Raw genomic sequence first — 14,894 nt, 5'->3', positions numbered from 1 at the left:
GGCTCCCGTGCGGGAAACAGACGCGCCCGGGATGCGCGGGGCGCCATCATGCCGCCGCCGCGCCTCCCGGGGCGTGACTACTTCGCGTCGGAGTCGCCGTCGGTCTTCTTCGGCTCGTCCTCCGCCTTCGCCTCGGCGGCACCGGCCGCGTCGGCGTCCTCGGCGGCGTCCTTCTTACCGAGGTCGATCTTGTCGTCGGAGGCGGCGGCAGCGGATCCGTCGGTCTCGTCGGTCTCGGTGAGGGAGGAGGCGTCGTCCGGGACGAGGTCGGCGTCGGACTTCAGGTCGTGCTCGATGCCGTGGACGATGCGGTTGTACTCGTCGTCGGACAGGACGGCGCCGATGGCGTTCTTGGCGAAGAGGAGGTCGACGCCCGGTCCGGCGTCGAGGAGGACCGTGTCCTCGTTGACCTCCTTGACCGTCGCGTACATACCCCCGATCGTGCGGACACCGGAGCCGGGCTGCATCTCGTTCCGCATCTGGGCGGCCTGCTGCTGCTTCTTCTTGGCCGAACGCGTCATCAGGAACATCGCCGCGATGAGCACGATGAACGGGAGAAGGGTATAGGCATTCACGGGACGGAATTTCCTTCGCGCGACCGCGCGGGTGAGCGGCCAGTTGGATGGGGGTGTGGTCGGCGCCGCCCGCAAGGGCGGCATCGGCGGAGTCTAAGCGAGTCCGCTCTCATGGAACAACGCTCAGCATGGCACCTGGGTTCCTGCCCGTGCCATCGCCCTCGCCGGGCGACTGCCGTCACGCCCCGAAGAGGTCCTGTTGTCCGTTTCCCGCGGCGTGCGAGCCCGGTGGGGTGAGGCCGAGATGCGCCCATGCGGCGGGGGTGGCGACCCGGCCGCGCGGGGTGCGGGCGAGCAGACCCTCGCGGACCAGGAAGGGCTCGGCGACCTCCTCGACGGTCTCCCGCTCCTCCCCCACCGCGACGGCGAGGGTGGACAGGCCGACCGGTCCGCCGCCGAACAGCTTCAGCAGGGCCTGGAGGACCGCGCGGTCGAGCCGGTCGAGGCCGCGCGCGTCGACCTCGTACACCGCGAGGGCGGCGGCCGCGATGTCGCGGGTGATCAGCCCGTCGGCCTTGACCTGCGCGTAGTCGCGGACCCGGCGCAGCAGGCGGTTGGCGATGCGGGGCGTGCCCCGGGAACGGCCGGCGATCTCGGCGGCGCCGTCCGGCTCGATCCCGACGTCCAGCAGGTGCGCCGAGCGGTGGACGACCCGCTCCAGCTCGTGCGGCTCGTAGAACTCCATGTGCGCGGTGAAGCCGAAGCGGTCGCGCAGCGGCGGCGGCAGCAGGCCCGCGCGCGTGGTGGCGCCGACCAGGGTGAACGGCGGCAGCTCCAACGGGATCGCGGTGGCGCCGGGGCCCTTGCCGACGATGACGTCGACGCGGAAGTCCTCCATCGCCATGTACAGCATCTCCTCGGCGGGCCGGGACATGCGGTGGATCTCGTCGAGGAAGAGGACCTCGCCCTCCTGGAGGGAGGAGAGGATCGCGGCGAGGTCGCCGGCGTGCTGGATGGCGGGGCCGGAGGTGATGCGGATGGGGGCGCCCATCTCGGCGGCGATGATCATCGAAAGGGTGGTCTTGCCGAGGCCGGGCGCGCCGGAGAGCAGCACGTGGTCGGCGGTGGCGCCGCGCGCGCGTGCGGCGCGCAGGACGAGGTCGAGCTGTTCGCGGACCTTTTCCTGGCCGATGAACTCTCCGAGGTCCTTGGGGCGCAGGGCGGCCTCGACGGCCTGGTCCTCCCGGTCGGCGGCGGAGTCCACCAGCCGCTCGGCGGCGGGGGCGTCGGTCGGGTCGTCCCAGTTCACGAAGATCTCCTAGCGGTGGCGCAGGTCAGCGGGCTCGGTTCAGGGTCTGCAGGGCCGCCTTGAGCAGCTGCCCGACCTGGGGGGTGCCGCCCGCCTGTTCGGCCTGGGGTGCGACGGCGGTCACCGCCTCGTCGGCCTCGCGGGTGGCGTAGCCGAGGCCGATCAGGGCGGCGTGCAGCTGGTCGCGCCAGCCCTGGCTGACGGGCGCTCCGACGGCGGGGGCGCCGACGGGCTCGCCGAGCCGGTCCTTCAGCTCCAGCAGCAGCTTCTGGGCGCCCTTCTTGCCGATGCCGGGGACGGCCGTGAGGGCCTTCTCGTCCCCGGTGGCGACCGCGCGGCGCAGCGCGTCCGGGGTGTGCACGGCGAGCATCGCCTGCGCCAGGCGCGGGCCGACGCCGCTGGCGGTCTGCAGCAGCTCGAAGACCTGGCGTTCGTCGTCGTCCGCGAAGCCGTACAGGGTGAGCGAGTCCTCGCGGACGACGAGGGAGGTGTGCAGCTTGGCGGGCTGGCCGATGCGCAGGGTCGAGAGCGTGTTCGGCGTGCACTGGACGGCCATGCCGACGCCGCCGACCTCGACGACGGCTGCGTCGGGGGCGAGTGCGGCGACCGTGCCGCTGACGAAGGCGATCATGCCGTACGGCCTTTCGTTGCGTGGACAGCCTGCCGGGCGACGGCCTGCTGGAGTCGGTTCTGGGCGGGGGCCCGCCAGATGTGGCAGATGGCGAGCGCGAGGGCGTCGGCGGCGTCGGCCGGCTTCGGCGGGGCGGCGAGCCGGAGCAGGCGGGTCACCATGGCTCCCACCTGCGCCTTGTCGGCGCGTCCGCTGCCGGTGACGGCGGCCTTGACCTCGCTGGGGGTGTGCAGGGCGACGGGGATGCCGCGCCGGGCGGCGCACAGCATGGCGACGGCGCTGGCCTGGGCGGTGCCCATGACCGTGCGCACGTTGTGCTGGCTGAAGACGCGCTCCACGGCGACGAACTCGGGCCGGTGTTCGTCCAGCCACTGCTCGATGCCCTGCTCCACGGCGAGCAGCCGGTGGCTGAGGTCGGCGTCCGCCGGGGTCCGTACGACACCGACGCCGAGCATGGTGAGCGGGCGGCCCGCGACTCCCTCGACCACGCCGACACCACACCGCGTCAGGCCGGGGTCCACCCCCAGTACGCGCACGCGCCCCTCCCTTCGACGGCCTGTTCGTGCAGGCTATCGGGTGCCACTGACAACGCGACGGGCCGACGGGGTGTGTCCCGTCGGCCCGGTCGGTCAGCCGTGCGCGTTACGCGTCGACCTTCTCCATGATCTCGTCGCTCACGTCGAAGTTGGCGAAGACGTTCTGCACGTCGTCGCTGTCCTCCAGCGCGTCGATGAGCTTGAAGATCTTCTTGGCGCCCTCTTCGTCCAGCTCGACCTGCATGGTCGGCACGAAGTTGGCCTCGGCCGACTCGTAGTCGATGCCGGCCTCCTGCAGGGCGGTGCGGACGGCGACGAGGTCGGTCGGCTCGCTGAGGACCTCGAAGTTCTCACCGAGGTCGTTGACCTCCTCGGCACCGGCGTCCAGGACGGCGCCGAGCACGTCGTCCTCGGTCAGCTCGCCCTTGGGGACGATCACCACGCCCTTGCGGTTGAACAGGTACGACACCGAGCCCGGGTCGGCCATGGAGCCGCCGTTGCGGGTCATGGCGACGCGGACCTCGGAGGCGGCGCGGTTGCGGTTGTCGGTGAGGCACTCGATGAGCACCGCGACACCGTTCGGGCCGTAACCCTCGTACATGATCGTCTCGTAGTCGGCGCCGCCGGCCTCGAGGCCCGCGCCGCGCTTGACCGCGGAGTCGATGTTCTTGTTCGGGACCGACGACTTCTTCGCCTTCTGGATGGCGTCGTACAGCGTCGGGTTGCCGTCCGGGTCGGCACCACCCATCCGGGCCGCGACCTCGATGTTCTTGATCAGCTTCGCGAAGAGCTTGCCGCGCTTGGCGTCGATCACGGCCTTCTTGTGCTTCGTCGTGGCCCATTTAGAGTGGCCGGACATCTGCCTGTCTCCTTCGCGTAACCCATCCTGTACGAACGCCCCCTGGTCGAGAGGCCGGGGGGACCCCCGGAGATCCTACAAGGACTCCGGTGCCCGGGTGGCCCGCACCATGTCGACGAAGAGCGCGTGCACGCGGTGGTCGCCGGTCAGTTCCGGGTGGAACGAGGTGGCGAGCGCGTTGCCCTGGCGTACGGCGACGATATGGCCGTCGTGCTCGGCGAGCACCTCGGCCCCGGCGCCCACGGACTCCACCCAGGGCGCGCGGATGAAGACGCCCTCCACAGGATCGCCCGGGACGCCCCTCACGTCGACCGCGGCCTCGAACGACTCGTTCTGCCGGCCGAAGGCGTTGCGGCGCACGATCATGTCGATGCCGCCGATGGTCTCCTGGCCCGAGCGCGGGTCGAGGATCTTGTCGGCGAGCATGATCATGCCGGCGCAGGTGCCGTAGACGGGCATGCCGTCCCGCACGCGCGCGCGGAGGGGCTCCATCAGGCCGAACAGGACGGCCAGCTTGGAGATGGTGGTGGACTCGCCGCCGGGCAGGACGAGACCGTCGACCTCGGCGAGTTCCTCGGGGCGCCGCACCGGCCTGGCCACGGCGTCGGCCGCGGCCAGGGCGATGAGGTGCTCCCGTACGTCGCCCTGGAGGGCCAGGACGCCTATGACAGGAGTGTTCATGGGATGTCGTTACCTGTCTGGGTCACCAGCCGCGGTTGGCGTACCGCTCGGTCTCGGGGAGGGTGTCGCAGTTGATGCCGACCATGGCCTCGCCGAGGTTGCGGGACGCGTCCGCGATGATCTTCGGGTCGTCGTAGAAGGTGGTGGCCTTGACGATGGCGGCGGCGCGCTTGGCGGGGTCGCCGGACTTGAAGATGCCGGAGCCGACGAAGACGCCCTCGGCGCCGAGCTGACGCATCAGGGCGGCGTCGGCCGGGGTGGCCACGCCACCGGCGGAGAACAGCACGACGGGCAGCTTGCCCAGCTCGGCGACCTCCTTGACCAGCTCGTACGGGGCGCGCAGCTCCTTGGCGGCGGCGTACAGCTCGTGGTTGTCGAAGCCGCGCAGCTTGGCGATCTCGTTCTTGATCTGGCGCAGGTGGCGGACGGCCTCGACGACGTTGCCGGTGCCGGCCTCGCCCTTGGAGCGGATCATCGCGGCGCCCTCGGCGATGCGGCGCAGGGCCTCGCCCAGGTTGGTCGCACCGCAGACGAAGGGGGTGGTGAAGGCCCACTTGTCGGAGTGGTTGACCTCGTCGGCCGGGGTGAGCACCTCGGACTCGTCGATGTAGTCGACGCCGAGGGACTGCAGGACCTGGGCCTCGACGAAGTGGCCGATGCGGGACTTGGCCATGACCGGGATCGAGACGGCGTCGATGATGCCCTCGATCATGTCCGGGTCGGACATACGGGCCACGCCGCCGTCCTTGCGGATGTCGGCCGGGACCCGCTCCAGGGCCATGACGGCGACGGCGCCCGCGTCCTCGGCGATCTTCGCCTGCTCCGGCGTGACGACGTCCATGATCACGCCGCCCTTGAGCTGCTCGGCCATGCCGCGCTTCACGCGGGCGGTACCGGTCTCGGGAGCCTGGTTCTCGGTGGTGGACACGGGTGACCTCACTGATGGGAAAGAGGGTTTCTGCACCGCTGAGGAAACGCGAGTGGACCAGGCCACAGCAAGGGCCAATGGAAAGCCGGTGGATCCTTTTGGTCCACCGTGCGTTCAGGAGACCCTCTCGACCAGCGCCGTGGGCGGCTCGTCGTCCATCTCGAAGGCCAGCGGGAAGGGGGCGTGGCCGGCCAGCCGGAACCAGCGGACCTTGCGGTGCTCGCGGAGCCTGCGGGCCGCGCCCACGGCGTCGTTGTGGAAGCGGCGGGCCATCGGCACCCGGCGGACCGCCTCGGCCAGCTCACGGGCCGCCTCCTCGCCGCCCGGGGCCTCGCGTACGGCCTCGACCTGCGCCGGGTCCTCGAAGACCGCGCGCAGCGCCTGGCTCAGCTCGCTCTCGGCGACCTCCCGCTGCTCCTCCTCGGCCTGCCGGGCCGCGTGCGCGGCCTCGTACAGCACGATCGAGGCGGCCGGGTCCAGCACGCCCGAGGTCGCCAGTTCCTGCGCCACGGAGGCGCGCCGCAGCAGCTGCGCGTCGAGCGCGGCCCGCGCGGCGTCCATCCGCACGTGCAGCCGGTCCAGCCGCCCGGCCGTCCAGCTGAGGTACACACCGATGGCGACGAGCGCGACGAGGATCCAGATGAGGGTTGCGGTCACGGCGGAAGGCTATCGGCTGCCGGCCGGCACTCCCGGCGCCGGTCAGCACCCGGCTGCCACCGGGGACGGCTCCTGGGACAGCCTCGCTGCCGGGGGGAACGGCTCCCGGCACACGCACCCTCGCTGCCGAAGGGGACGGCCACCGGCACACACCCTCGACGCCGCAGGGAACGGCGCCGGAACACACCCTCAACGCGGAAGGGCGCAGTCCCGGCACACCCCTCGGCGCTGAAGGGAACAGCCCCGGAACACCCTCGGCGCCGAAGAGGACGGCCCCGGCACACCCTCGGCGCCGACGGCGAGCCGCTGCCGCGGTCCGCCCCCGGGCCGCCCGGCCCCCTCAGTCCCGCGCCAACCCGAACCGCGCCCGCAGGCCCGTCGCCCGCTCGTCGGCGCCGACCGCTGCCGCGCCGGCCGTGACCGTCTCGTAGACGGAGAGGATGTCCGCGCCGACCGTGGACCAGTCGAAGCGCCGTACGTGGGCGCTGCCGCGCTCGCGGAGCAGGGCCCGGCGGGCGGGGTCCGCGAGGAGCCGTACGGCCGCCTCGGCCAACGCGTCGGCGTTCTCGTTGGCGAAGACCTCGCCGGCCTCGCCCTGGTCGAGGACCTGCACGAACGCGTCCAGGTCGGAGGCGAGCACGGGGGCGCCCGCCGACATCGCCTCGACCAGGATGATGCCGAAGCTCTCGCCGCCCGTGTTGGGTGCGACGTACAGGTCGACGCTGCGCAGGAGGCGCGCCTTGTCCTCGTCGCTGATCATGCCGAGGAACTCCACGCGCGGGCGCAGCTCCGCCGGCAGTTGCTCGACGGCCGCCTCCTCGTCGCCGCGGCCCGCGACCAGCAGACGGGTCTGCGGCCGGGCGGCGAGGATCTTCGGCAGGGCCTGCATCAGCACGGGAAGGCCCTTGCGGGGCTCGTCGATACGGCCGATGAAGCCGATGGTGTCGCCCTGCCACCGCGGGTCGGGCTCGGCCCTGGCGAAGAAGTCGACGTCGACGCCGTTGGGGATGACCACCGCGTCCCCGCCGAGGTGCTCGACCAGCGTCCGCCGGGCGTACTCGCTGACCGCGATCCGCGCGCTGATCTTCTCCAGGGCGGCCTGCAGGATCGCGTACGCGGCGATCATCGCGCGCGAGCGCGGGTTGGACGTGTGGAACGTGGCCACGATCGGACCGGACGCCGCCCAGCAGGTCAGCAGGCCCAGCGACGGGGACGTCGGTTCGTGGATGTGGACCACGTCGAACTTGCCCTCGTGCAGCCAGCGCCGCACCCGCGCGGCCGACAGGAAGCCGAAGTTCAGGCGGGCCACCGAGCCGTTGTACGGCACCGGGACCGCGCGGCCGGCCGAGACGACGTACGGCGGCAGCGGGGTGTCGTCGTCGGCCGGGGCGAGGACGGAGACCTCGTGGCCGAGGCGGAGGAAGTACTCGGCGAGGTCGCGGATGTGGAACTGGACGCCACCGGGCACGTCCCAGGAGTACGGGCAGACGATCCCGATTCTCACGAGGGTCCCTTCGCGGGGTCGAGGTCGGCGAGCCACAGCCGCTGGAGCATGTGCCAGTCCTCCGGGTGCTCGGCGATCCCGGAGGCGAAGGCGTCGGCCAGGGCCTGTGTCATGAGGGACGTCTTCTCGGGCCGCGTACCTGACTCGGGGACGTCGACCGGCGGGTGCACCCGGCCCTTCATGACCGGCGAGTCGTCGTACCAGAGGGTGACGGGCAGCAGCAGCGCTCCGGTCTGCTGGGCGAGCAGCGCGGGGCCGGCGGGCATCCGGGCCGTCTCGCCGAAGAAGTCGACCTCGACGCCGGAGGCCGACAGGTCGCGGTCGGCGACGAGGCAGACCAGGCCGCCGTCGCGCAGCCTGCGGGCCAGGGTGCCGAAGGCGGAGCCGCCGCTGTGCGGCAGGACCTCCATGCCGAGGCCCTCGCGGTAGGCGACGAAGCGGTCGTACAGCGTCTCCGGTTTCAGGCGCTCGGCGACCGTCGTGAACGGCGTCCGGAGCGCGGTGGTGACCCAGGCGCCGGCCAGGTCCCAGTTGGCCAGGTGCGGCAGCGCGAGGATCACGCCCCGGCCGGAGGCGAGTCCGTCGGTCAGGTGGTGGACGTCCTTCGGGTCGAAGCCCGTCCGCACGCGCTCGGCGCTCCAGGCCGGCAGCCGGAAGGACTCCATCCAGTAGCGCAGGTAGGAGCGCATCCCCGCGCGGGACAGCTCGGCGAGCCGCTCGGGAGTGGCATCGGGCACCACGCGCGCGTAGTTGGCCTCCAGGCGCTGCACGCCCTTGCCGCGCTGCTTCCAGGCGAGGTCGGCGATGGTCCGGCCGAGGCGCACCGCGACCGGTTCGGGCAGCTTCTTGACGGTGCTCCAGCCGACGCCGTACAGGGCGTCGGTGAGCCGGTCGGAGGCGCTCACTGTGCCGCCTCGCTCGCGCCGGCCCGCGCCGCCGCCTCCGCCTCGGCGGACTCGCGGCGGACGGTGACGACCCGCTGGACGAGCGTGACCAGGCTGCCCACGGCGACGATCCACAGCGCGATCGGCAGCAGCCACTGGATGCCCGGGACACCGAACGTGTGCAGGCCCGCGAAACCGGCCGCGACCAGCGAGATGACCAGCCGTTCGGCACGCTCGACGAGCCCGTTGACGGCGACCGGCAGCCCGATCGACTCGCCGCGCGCCTTGGTGTACGACACCACCTGGCCGCTGGCCAGGCAGAAGATCGACACCGCGCACAGCACGTTGTCGTCGCCCCGTCCCGCGTACCAGAGCGCGAAGCCGCCGAAGATCGCGCCGTCGGCGACCCGGTCCAGGGTGGAGTCCAGGAAGGCGCCCCAGCGGCTGGAGCGGCCCAGCTGGCGGGCCATGTTGCCGTCGACCAGGTCGGAGAAGACGAACAGGGTGATCACGACCGTGCCCCAGAAGAACTCGCCCCGGGGGTAGAAGACCAGCGCTCCCGCGACCACACCGGCCGTGCCGATGAGCGTGACCGTGTCGGGGCTCACGCCCCGGCGGATGAGAAACGCGGCGAACGGTGTGAGGACACGCGTGAAGAATGCACGCGCGTACTTGTTCAGCATGGCCTTCCCGACGGTCGGTGTCGCCGCGGCCCTGGTGGCCTCCGGCTGGCCCATCGTAGCCACGCGCGCGCGTGCGTGGCTGGCGGGCACCCGCAGCCGCGCCGGGAGGCGGCGCCCGGCCCCGCGCGCGGGGCGTGCGTGACGGGAACGGCGGCGCGTGCGCACCCTTCGTAGTCCTTCGTATGGACGCCGCGTGACGGGAGTGGAAAGCTCGAATAACCGCGGGCGTCGCCGGAGCCGCCTCGAGCACGCGGGTCCCGCGTGTCCGCGCCCACAGTGACCTCACCGTGCACGGGAGGCAGGATCATGGGCGACAAGGCACAGACACACCACCCCGGGGCCGCCGGCAGGGCTCTGGCGGCCGACCAACCCGCGTCCGTACGGAATGTGGTGCTGGTCGGCCACTCCGGATCGGGGAAGACCACCCTCGTGGAAGCCCTCGCGCTGACCGCGGGGGCCGTGAACCGGGCGGGCCGCGTCGAGGACGGCGCCACCGTCTCCGACTACGACGACATCGAGCACCGGCAGCAGCGCTCCGTACAGCTCTCCCTCGTGCCGGTCGAATGGGACGGCATCAAGATCAACCTGCTGGACACCCCCGGCTACGCCGACTTCGTCGGGGAGCTGCGGGCCGGTCTGCGCGCCGCCGACGCGGCCCTGTTCGTCGTCTCGGCCTCGGACGGGGTCGACGGCTCCACCCGCATGGTGTGGGAGGAGTGCGCGGCCGTCGGCATGCCCCGCGCGATCGTCGTCACCCACCTGGAGGCCGCGCGCGCCGACTTCGAGGAGATGACCCGGACCTGCGCGGAGGCCTTCGGGGGCGACGACCCCGACGCCGTCCTGCCCCTCTACCTGCCGCTGCGCGGACCCGAGGGGCCCGACGGGCACGCGCCCGTGACCGGGCTGGTCGGACTGCTGTCGCAGAAGCTGTTCGACTACGCGACCGGAGAGCGCAAGGAGTCCGAACCCGGTGAGGACCAGCTGCCGGACATCGAGGAGGCCCGCAACCGGCTCATCGAGGGCATCATCGCCGAGAGCGAGGACGAGACCCTCATGGACCGCTACCTCGGCGGCGAGCAGGTCGAGGTCAAGACGCTGATCGAGGACCTGGAACGGGCCGTGGCACGCGGGTCCTTCTTCCCCGTGCTGGCCGCCGCCCCGGCCGCCGAGGGCGCCCGGCAGGGCCTCGGCACGGTCGAACTGCTGGAACTGGTCACGCGTGGCTTCCCCACGCCCTTCGAGCACCCGCTCCCCGGGGTCACCGGCATCGACGGCGAGCCCCGCGAGCTGAAGCCCTGCGACACGGCCGGTCCGCTGGTCGCCGAGGTCGTCAAGACCTCCTCCGACCCCTACGTCGGCCGGCTCTCCCTGGTCCGCGTCTTCTCCGGCACCCTCCGCCCCGACCAGACCGTGCACGTCTCCGGGCACGGCCTCGCCGACCGCGGACACGAGGACCACGACGTCGACGAGAAGGTCGGCGCCCTGTCCATGCCCTTCGGCAAACAGCAGCGCCCGGTCACCCACGCCGTCGCCGGCGACCTGGTCTGCGTGGCCAAACTCGGCCGCGCCGAGACCGGCGACACCCTCTCCGCCAAGGACGACCCGCTCCTGGTGGAGCCCTGGCGGATGCCCGACCCGCTGCTGCCGGTCGCCATCCACGCGCACAGCAAGGCCGACGAGGACAAGCTCTCCCAGGGCCTGGCCCGGCTGGTCGCCGAGGACCCGACCATGCGCCTGGAGCAGAACCAGGACACCCACCAGATCGTCCTGTGGTGCCTGGGCGAGGCCCACGCCGACGTCGCCCTGGAACGGCTGCGCAGCCGCTACGGCGTCCAGGTCGACGTCGTCCCGCACAAGGTCTCCCTGAGGGAGACGTTCGCGACCAGGGCCACCGGGCGCGGCCGGCACGTCAAGCAGTCCGGCGGCCACGGCCAGTACGCCATCTGCGAGATCGAGGTCGAACCGCTGCCCGGCGGCTCCGGCATCGAGTTCGTGGACAAGGTGGTCGGCGGCGCGGTGCCCCGCCAGTTCATCCCGTCCGTCGAGAAGGGCGTGCGCGCCCAGGCCGCCAAGGGCGTCGCCGCCGGCTACCCCCTGGTCGACGTCCGGATCACGCTGCTGGACGGCAAGGCCCACTCGGTGGACTCCTCCGACGCCGCCTTCCAGACCGCGGGCGCCCTCGCCCTGCGCGAGGCCGCGGCGGACGCGAGGATCCATCTGCTGGAGCCGGTCGCCGAGGTGACCGTGCTGGTCGGTGACGACTACGTGGGCCCCGTGATGAGCGACCTCTCCAGCCGCCGCGGCCGGCTGCTGGGCACCGAACAGGTCGGCACCGGACGGACCCTGATCCGCGCCGAGGTACCCGAGTTCGAGATCGGCCGGTACGCCGTCGACCTGCGCTCGCTCTCGCACGGCACCGCCCGCTTCGACCGGAGTTACGCCCGGCACGAGCCGATGCCGCCGCAGATCGCCGAACGCCTCCGCGAACAGGCCGGGGACGACGCGTAGCGCGCCGGCGCACAACTCGGCGCACAGGCGGGCGGCTTCGGTCGTCCGCCCACGCGTTGTCCGTGCCGGCGGATACGCTGATCACCGGATCATGTCGTGCCGCCGCCGACGGGCGAACCGGCCGGTACCGGCACGGCGACCGGTCCAACAGGTGTGCGCAGCAGGGAAGTCGGGAAGGCCGCAGGAACGGCACCGGCGGCGATGGGGGCGGGAATGTCGTTTGGAACGGAGTGGGACGGGCCCCAGGTACCCGTCTCGGGCGACGAGGGGCAGGCGGCGACCTCCGCGCTGGCCTCCGCGGCGTACCGGGACAGCCCGATCGAGGAGATCAAGAAGGCCGACAACGAATGGCACCAGTCGACCGTCAAGGCCGGCCGGATGAAACTGTTCCGGCCCAATCTCGGCGAGGCGTTCTCCCGCGCCCTCGTCGACCGGATGCTCGCCCCCGGCCGCAAACCGCTCATCCAGTCCTTCGGTTCCGAACCGCAGTTCGTCGTCGAGCACGCCCTGGCCGCCAACAACATCCGCCGTGAGCGCGACAACCGGCTGACCGCCATCACCGTCGTCTGCGGCCTGCTCTTCCTGCCCGGGATGCTCGGCTGGCTGCTCGTCTTCCAGCTGCGCACCCTCGTCGCCAGACGCGACGACAAACGGGCCGGCACCCTGGCCACCGCGCTCCTCCTGGGCGTCGGCCTGCTCGCCGCGCTGTTCCTGATCAAGATGCCGTTCACCGGCTTCTGGGCGTGGTACGCCCGCGCGGCCGTCGTCGTCCCCGTCCTCGGCTGGTACTGGGCCAAGCAGATCTGCGAACGCACCGCCAAGGACCTCCGAGCCCGCTGGGACGGCCTGCTCTCCGGCACCAGCGTCGGCGCCAAGGTCCCGGAGGCCGTCCCGCGCGGCCCCAACCAGACCGCCGCCGAGGCGCTGCGCCAGTCCCTGGCCCGGCTGAGCGCCGAGCAGCAGTCGAACTCCGTCTTCTACGCCGGCCCCAAGGGCATACTCGGCATGGGCACCCGCTGGGGTGCCTGGCAGCTCGCCGAGGACCTCGTCTCCGCCGACCCCGGCCGGGAGATCCACCCCTTCCGCAGCTGGGACGTCGTACGCGCGATCCACGACCAGCTCACCCTCCTGGAGCGCGGCCCGCTCAACACCGGCGGCTTCCCCAAGCCGTCGATACGGCACTGGATCGTCACCCCGATCGGCGAGAAGGCCACGGCGGTCTCCCGGCCCGAGGGCACCGATGTCGAGGCCTTCCAGGTCAAACCGCACGCCATACAGGAGATCTGCAACAAGCAGCAGTTCGGCAGCGGCGACCGGCACTACCTGGGCGTGCAGTGGACCCTCTGGGACGGACAGCTGGTCATCACCATGCTGATCACCGTCACCGTGCTCCACGAGACCCTGCGCATCGAGGTCACCGGACACGCGCTGGGCCCGGTGAACTCGCTGTTCACCAGCAAGCCGGAGGCGCCGACCAAGGAGGTCGCCAAGTCCTTCAAACCCTGGGAGAACCGCACGATCAAGCTGCCCCTGGTCAACACCGACGAGGTCGTACGACTCGCCGTGCGCGCCCCGCTGACCTGGTACCCGCCGCTGCTGAACTGGCTCGGCGGCTCCCTGGGCCTGCCCGAGCCGTTCGGCCTGCGCCACGCCTGGGCCGACCAGCCCTGGCGCCACCGCTTCATGGCCGACGACGCGCTCCGCGCGGCCACGCCGGTGCTGCGCGTGGTCCACTCCGCCGCGATCAGGGTCCTGGAGGAGAACGGCGTGAACACGGAGAAGTTCGGCGCCCGCTCGGCGTTCCTCAGCGGCAACGTCCAGGACCCGACCCCCAGGAAGGCCGACCTCTACGACGCGTGAGAGGGGTGCCCTCGGCGGAGGGCACCCGCAGGCCTATGCCGGCCAGGCCTCCGCCAGCATCTTCCGGGTGTCCGCGAGCAGCTGCGGCAGCACCCGCGTGTGGCCCACCACCGGCATGAAGTTCGTGTCGCCACCCCAGCGCGGCACGATGTGCTGGTGCAGGTGCGCCGCGATACCGGCACCCGCGACCGCGCCCTGGTTCATGCCGATGTTGAAACCCTGCGCCCCGGACGCGGTCCGCAGCGCTGTCATCGCCTGCTTGGTCAGCTCCCCCAGCTCGGCGGTCTCCGGCCCGGTCAGGTCCGTGTAGTCGGCCACGTGCCGGTACGGCACGGTCATCAGATGACCGCCGTTGTACGGGTACAGGTTGAGCACCGCGTACACATGCTCACCGCGCCGGACGATCAGCCCGTCCTCGTCCGACTTGGCCGGAATCGAGCAGAACGGGCAGCCGTCGTCGGCCCCCGGGCCGGTCGGCTTGTTCTCGCCCTGGATGTACGCCATCCGGTGGGGCGTCCACAGGCGCTGGAACGCGTCCTGCGTCCCCACTCCGATCTGCTGCTCCGGCTCACTCGTCATGCTAGGCAGCATATGGCTTCACTCCTTCCCGGCGTGTCGCCGGGGCTGCCCGTCGGTGCTCTCCGGCCAAGCTTGGCCGATGGACGCCGACAGCCGCACCCAGCGCTGGGAGGGGCGCGCCGCGCTGCCCCTCGGCATCGCGTCGCTGCTCTACCTCGGCTGCTACGCGACGCACGTGCTGGCGCCGGGCCTGCCCCCGCTCGTACACGACGTCCTGCGGGCCGTCACCGGTGCCGCCTGGGCTGTCTTCGTCGTCGACTACGCGGTGCACTGGCGGCTCAGCGGCCGCGGACCCGGCTTCGTCACCCGCCACTGGCTGGACACCGTGGTCATGCTGCTGCCCCTGCTGTGGCCGCTGCGCATCGTGCGGCTCTACGACGTGGTCCTGCGGCGGCGCGGCCGGCCCCGCCTCAGCCTGTACGCGCGCGTGATGCTCTACGCCGGCCTGTCCGCGGTGCTGCTGGGCTTCTCGAGCGCGCTCGCGGTGTACCAGCAGGAACGCGGGGCCCCGCACGCCACGATCCGCACCTTCGGCGACTCGGTGTGGTGGGCCTGCTCCACCCTGGCGACCGTCGGCTACGGCGACGTCACCCCGGTCACCCCCGGGGGCCGCACCCTCGCCGTCGGCCTCATGGTCTGCGGCCTGGCCCTGCTGGGCGCGGTGACGGGGTCGTTCTCGTCGCTGATGCTGCGGCGGTTCTCGCGGGAGGAGGACGAGAACGGGGGAAGGCCCCCGGGACAGTGATCCCGGGGGCCTTCG

Annotated in this window: 15 protein-coding genes; 3 read left to right on the top strand and 12 right to left on the bottom strand. The window is 72.1% G+C overall.

Annotation, left to right across the window (positions count from 1 at the left end; all coding sequences use genetic code 11):
• Positions 1-77: 77 nt before the first annotated feature.
• From yajC to pgsA, 11 genes are all read right to left on the bottom strand, one after another.
• Positions 78-575, bottom strand: a complete 498-nt coding sequence (yajC, locus tag IEZ20_RS19840; protein ID WP_189300476.1) for a preprotein translocase subunit YajC — start codon at positions 573-575, stop codon at positions 78-80.
• A 178-nt stretch (positions 576-753) separates the two neighbouring features.
• The gene (ruvB, locus tag IEZ20_RS19835) at positions 754-1,824 is read right to left on the bottom strand and encodes a Holliday junction branch migration DNA helicase RuvB (RefSeq protein ID WP_189300473.1); all 1,071 of its coding nucleotides are present in this window, start codon (positions 1,822-1,824) and stop codon (positions 754-756) included.
• Between the two features lie 25 nt (positions 1,825-1,849).
• Complete coding sequence (gene ruvA / locus IEZ20_RS19830; protein WP_189300471.1) at positions 1,850-2,455, bottom strand: Holliday junction branch migration protein RuvA; 606 nt, start codon at positions 2,453-2,455, stop codon at positions 1,850-1,852.
• Positions 2,452-2,991, bottom strand: coding sequence for a crossover junction endodeoxyribonuclease RuvC (ruvC, locus tag IEZ20_RS19825; protein WP_189300469.1), 540 nt, complete (start codon positions 2,989-2,991; stop codon positions 2,452-2,454). The genes ruvA and ruvC overlap by 4 nt, the downstream gene beginning before the upstream one ends.
• 106 nt (positions 2,992-3,097) lie before the next feature.
• Positions 3,098-3,850, bottom strand: a complete 753-nt coding sequence (locus IEZ20_RS19820) for a YebC/PmpR family DNA-binding transcriptional regulator (protein WP_059248257.1) — start codon at positions 3,848-3,850, stop codon at positions 3,098-3,100.
• A 75-nt stretch (positions 3,851-3,925) separates the two neighbouring features.
• Complete coding sequence (gene pdxT, locus IEZ20_RS19815; RefSeq protein WP_189300467.1) at positions 3,926-4,531, bottom strand: pyridoxal 5'-phosphate synthase glutaminase subunit PdxT; 606 nt, start codon at positions 4,529-4,531, stop codon at positions 3,926-3,928.
• A 22-nt stretch (positions 4,532-4,553) separates the two neighbouring features.
• Entirely contained in the window at positions 4,554-5,459 is a 906-nt protein-coding gene (pdxS, locus tag IEZ20_RS19810; protein WP_023552068.1) for a pyridoxal 5'-phosphate synthase lyase subunit PdxS, read from the bottom strand.
• A 114-nt stretch (positions 5,460-5,573) separates the two neighbouring features.
• Positions 5,574-6,116 carry a LemA family protein gene (locus tag IEZ20_RS19805; RefSeq protein ID WP_189300465.1) on the bottom strand — a complete coding sequence of 181 codons (543 nt, stop codon included), beginning with the start codon at positions 6,114-6,116 and terminating at the stop codon, positions 5,574-5,576.
• Positions 6,117-6,456: 340 nt separating this feature from the next.
• A complete protein-coding gene (locus IEZ20_RS19800; protein ID WP_189300462.1) occupies positions 6,457-7,620 on the bottom strand; it encodes a glycosyltransferase family 4 protein in 1,164 nt (387 codons plus the stop codon).
• On the bottom strand, positions 7,617-8,525 hold the full coding sequence (locus IEZ20_RS19795) for a phosphatidylinositol mannoside acyltransferase (RefSeq protein WP_189300460.1): 909 nt from the start codon (positions 8,523-8,525) through the stop codon (positions 7,617-7,619). The genes IEZ20_RS19800 and IEZ20_RS19795 overlap by 4 nt, the downstream gene beginning before the upstream one ends.
• Positions 8,522-9,241 carry a phosphatidylinositol phosphate synthase gene (pgsA, locus tag IEZ20_RS19790; protein WP_189300593.1) on the bottom strand — a complete coding sequence of 240 codons (720 nt, stop codon included), beginning with the start codon at positions 9,239-9,241 and terminating at the stop codon, positions 8,522-8,524. The genes IEZ20_RS19795 and pgsA overlap by 4 nt, the downstream gene beginning before the upstream one ends.
• A gap of 252 nt (positions 9,242-9,493) precedes the next feature.
• Between pgsA and IEZ20_RS19785 the strand changes: the two genes are divergently transcribed.
• Positions 9,494-11,695 carry an elongation factor G-like protein EF-G2 gene (locus IEZ20_RS19785; protein WP_189300458.1) on the top strand — a complete coding sequence of 734 codons (2,202 nt, stop codon included), beginning with the start codon at positions 9,494-9,496 and terminating at the stop codon, positions 11,693-11,695.
• A 213-nt stretch (positions 11,696-11,908) separates the two neighbouring features.
• Positions 11,909-13,555: an AbeC-like domain-containing protein gene (locus IEZ20_RS19780; protein ID WP_189300456.1), complete on the top strand. Its 1,647-nt coding sequence runs from the start codon at positions 11,909-11,911 to the stop codon at positions 13,553-13,555.
• A gap of 33 nt (positions 13,556-13,588) precedes the next feature.
• Here the strand turns inward: IEZ20_RS19780 and IEZ20_RS19775 are convergent, their stop codons facing one another.
• A complete protein-coding gene (locus tag IEZ20_RS19775) occupies positions 13,589-14,146 on the bottom strand; it encodes an HIT family protein (RefSeq protein WP_189300454.1) in 558 nt (185 codons plus the stop codon).
• A 67-nt stretch (positions 14,147-14,213) separates the two neighbouring features.
• Here IEZ20_RS19775 and IEZ20_RS19770 point away from each other — a divergent pair, with 67 nt between their 5' ends.
• The gene (locus tag IEZ20_RS19770; RefSeq protein ID WP_189300452.1) at positions 14,214-14,879 is read left to right on the top strand and encodes a potassium channel family protein; all 666 of its coding nucleotides are present in this window, start codon (positions 14,214-14,216) and stop codon (positions 14,877-14,879) included.
• The last annotated feature ends 15 nt before the right edge of the window (positions 14,880-14,894 follow it).

It is taken from the genome of Streptomyces cinerochromogenes, from assembly GCF_014648635.1.
Lineage (GTDB): Bacteria > Actinomycetota > Actinomycetes > Streptomycetales > Streptomycetaceae > Streptomyces > Streptomyces cinerochromogenes.
The sequence above is the reverse complement of the archived record's forward strand: the minus strand, read 5'-3'. Positions and strand labels throughout refer to the sequence as shown.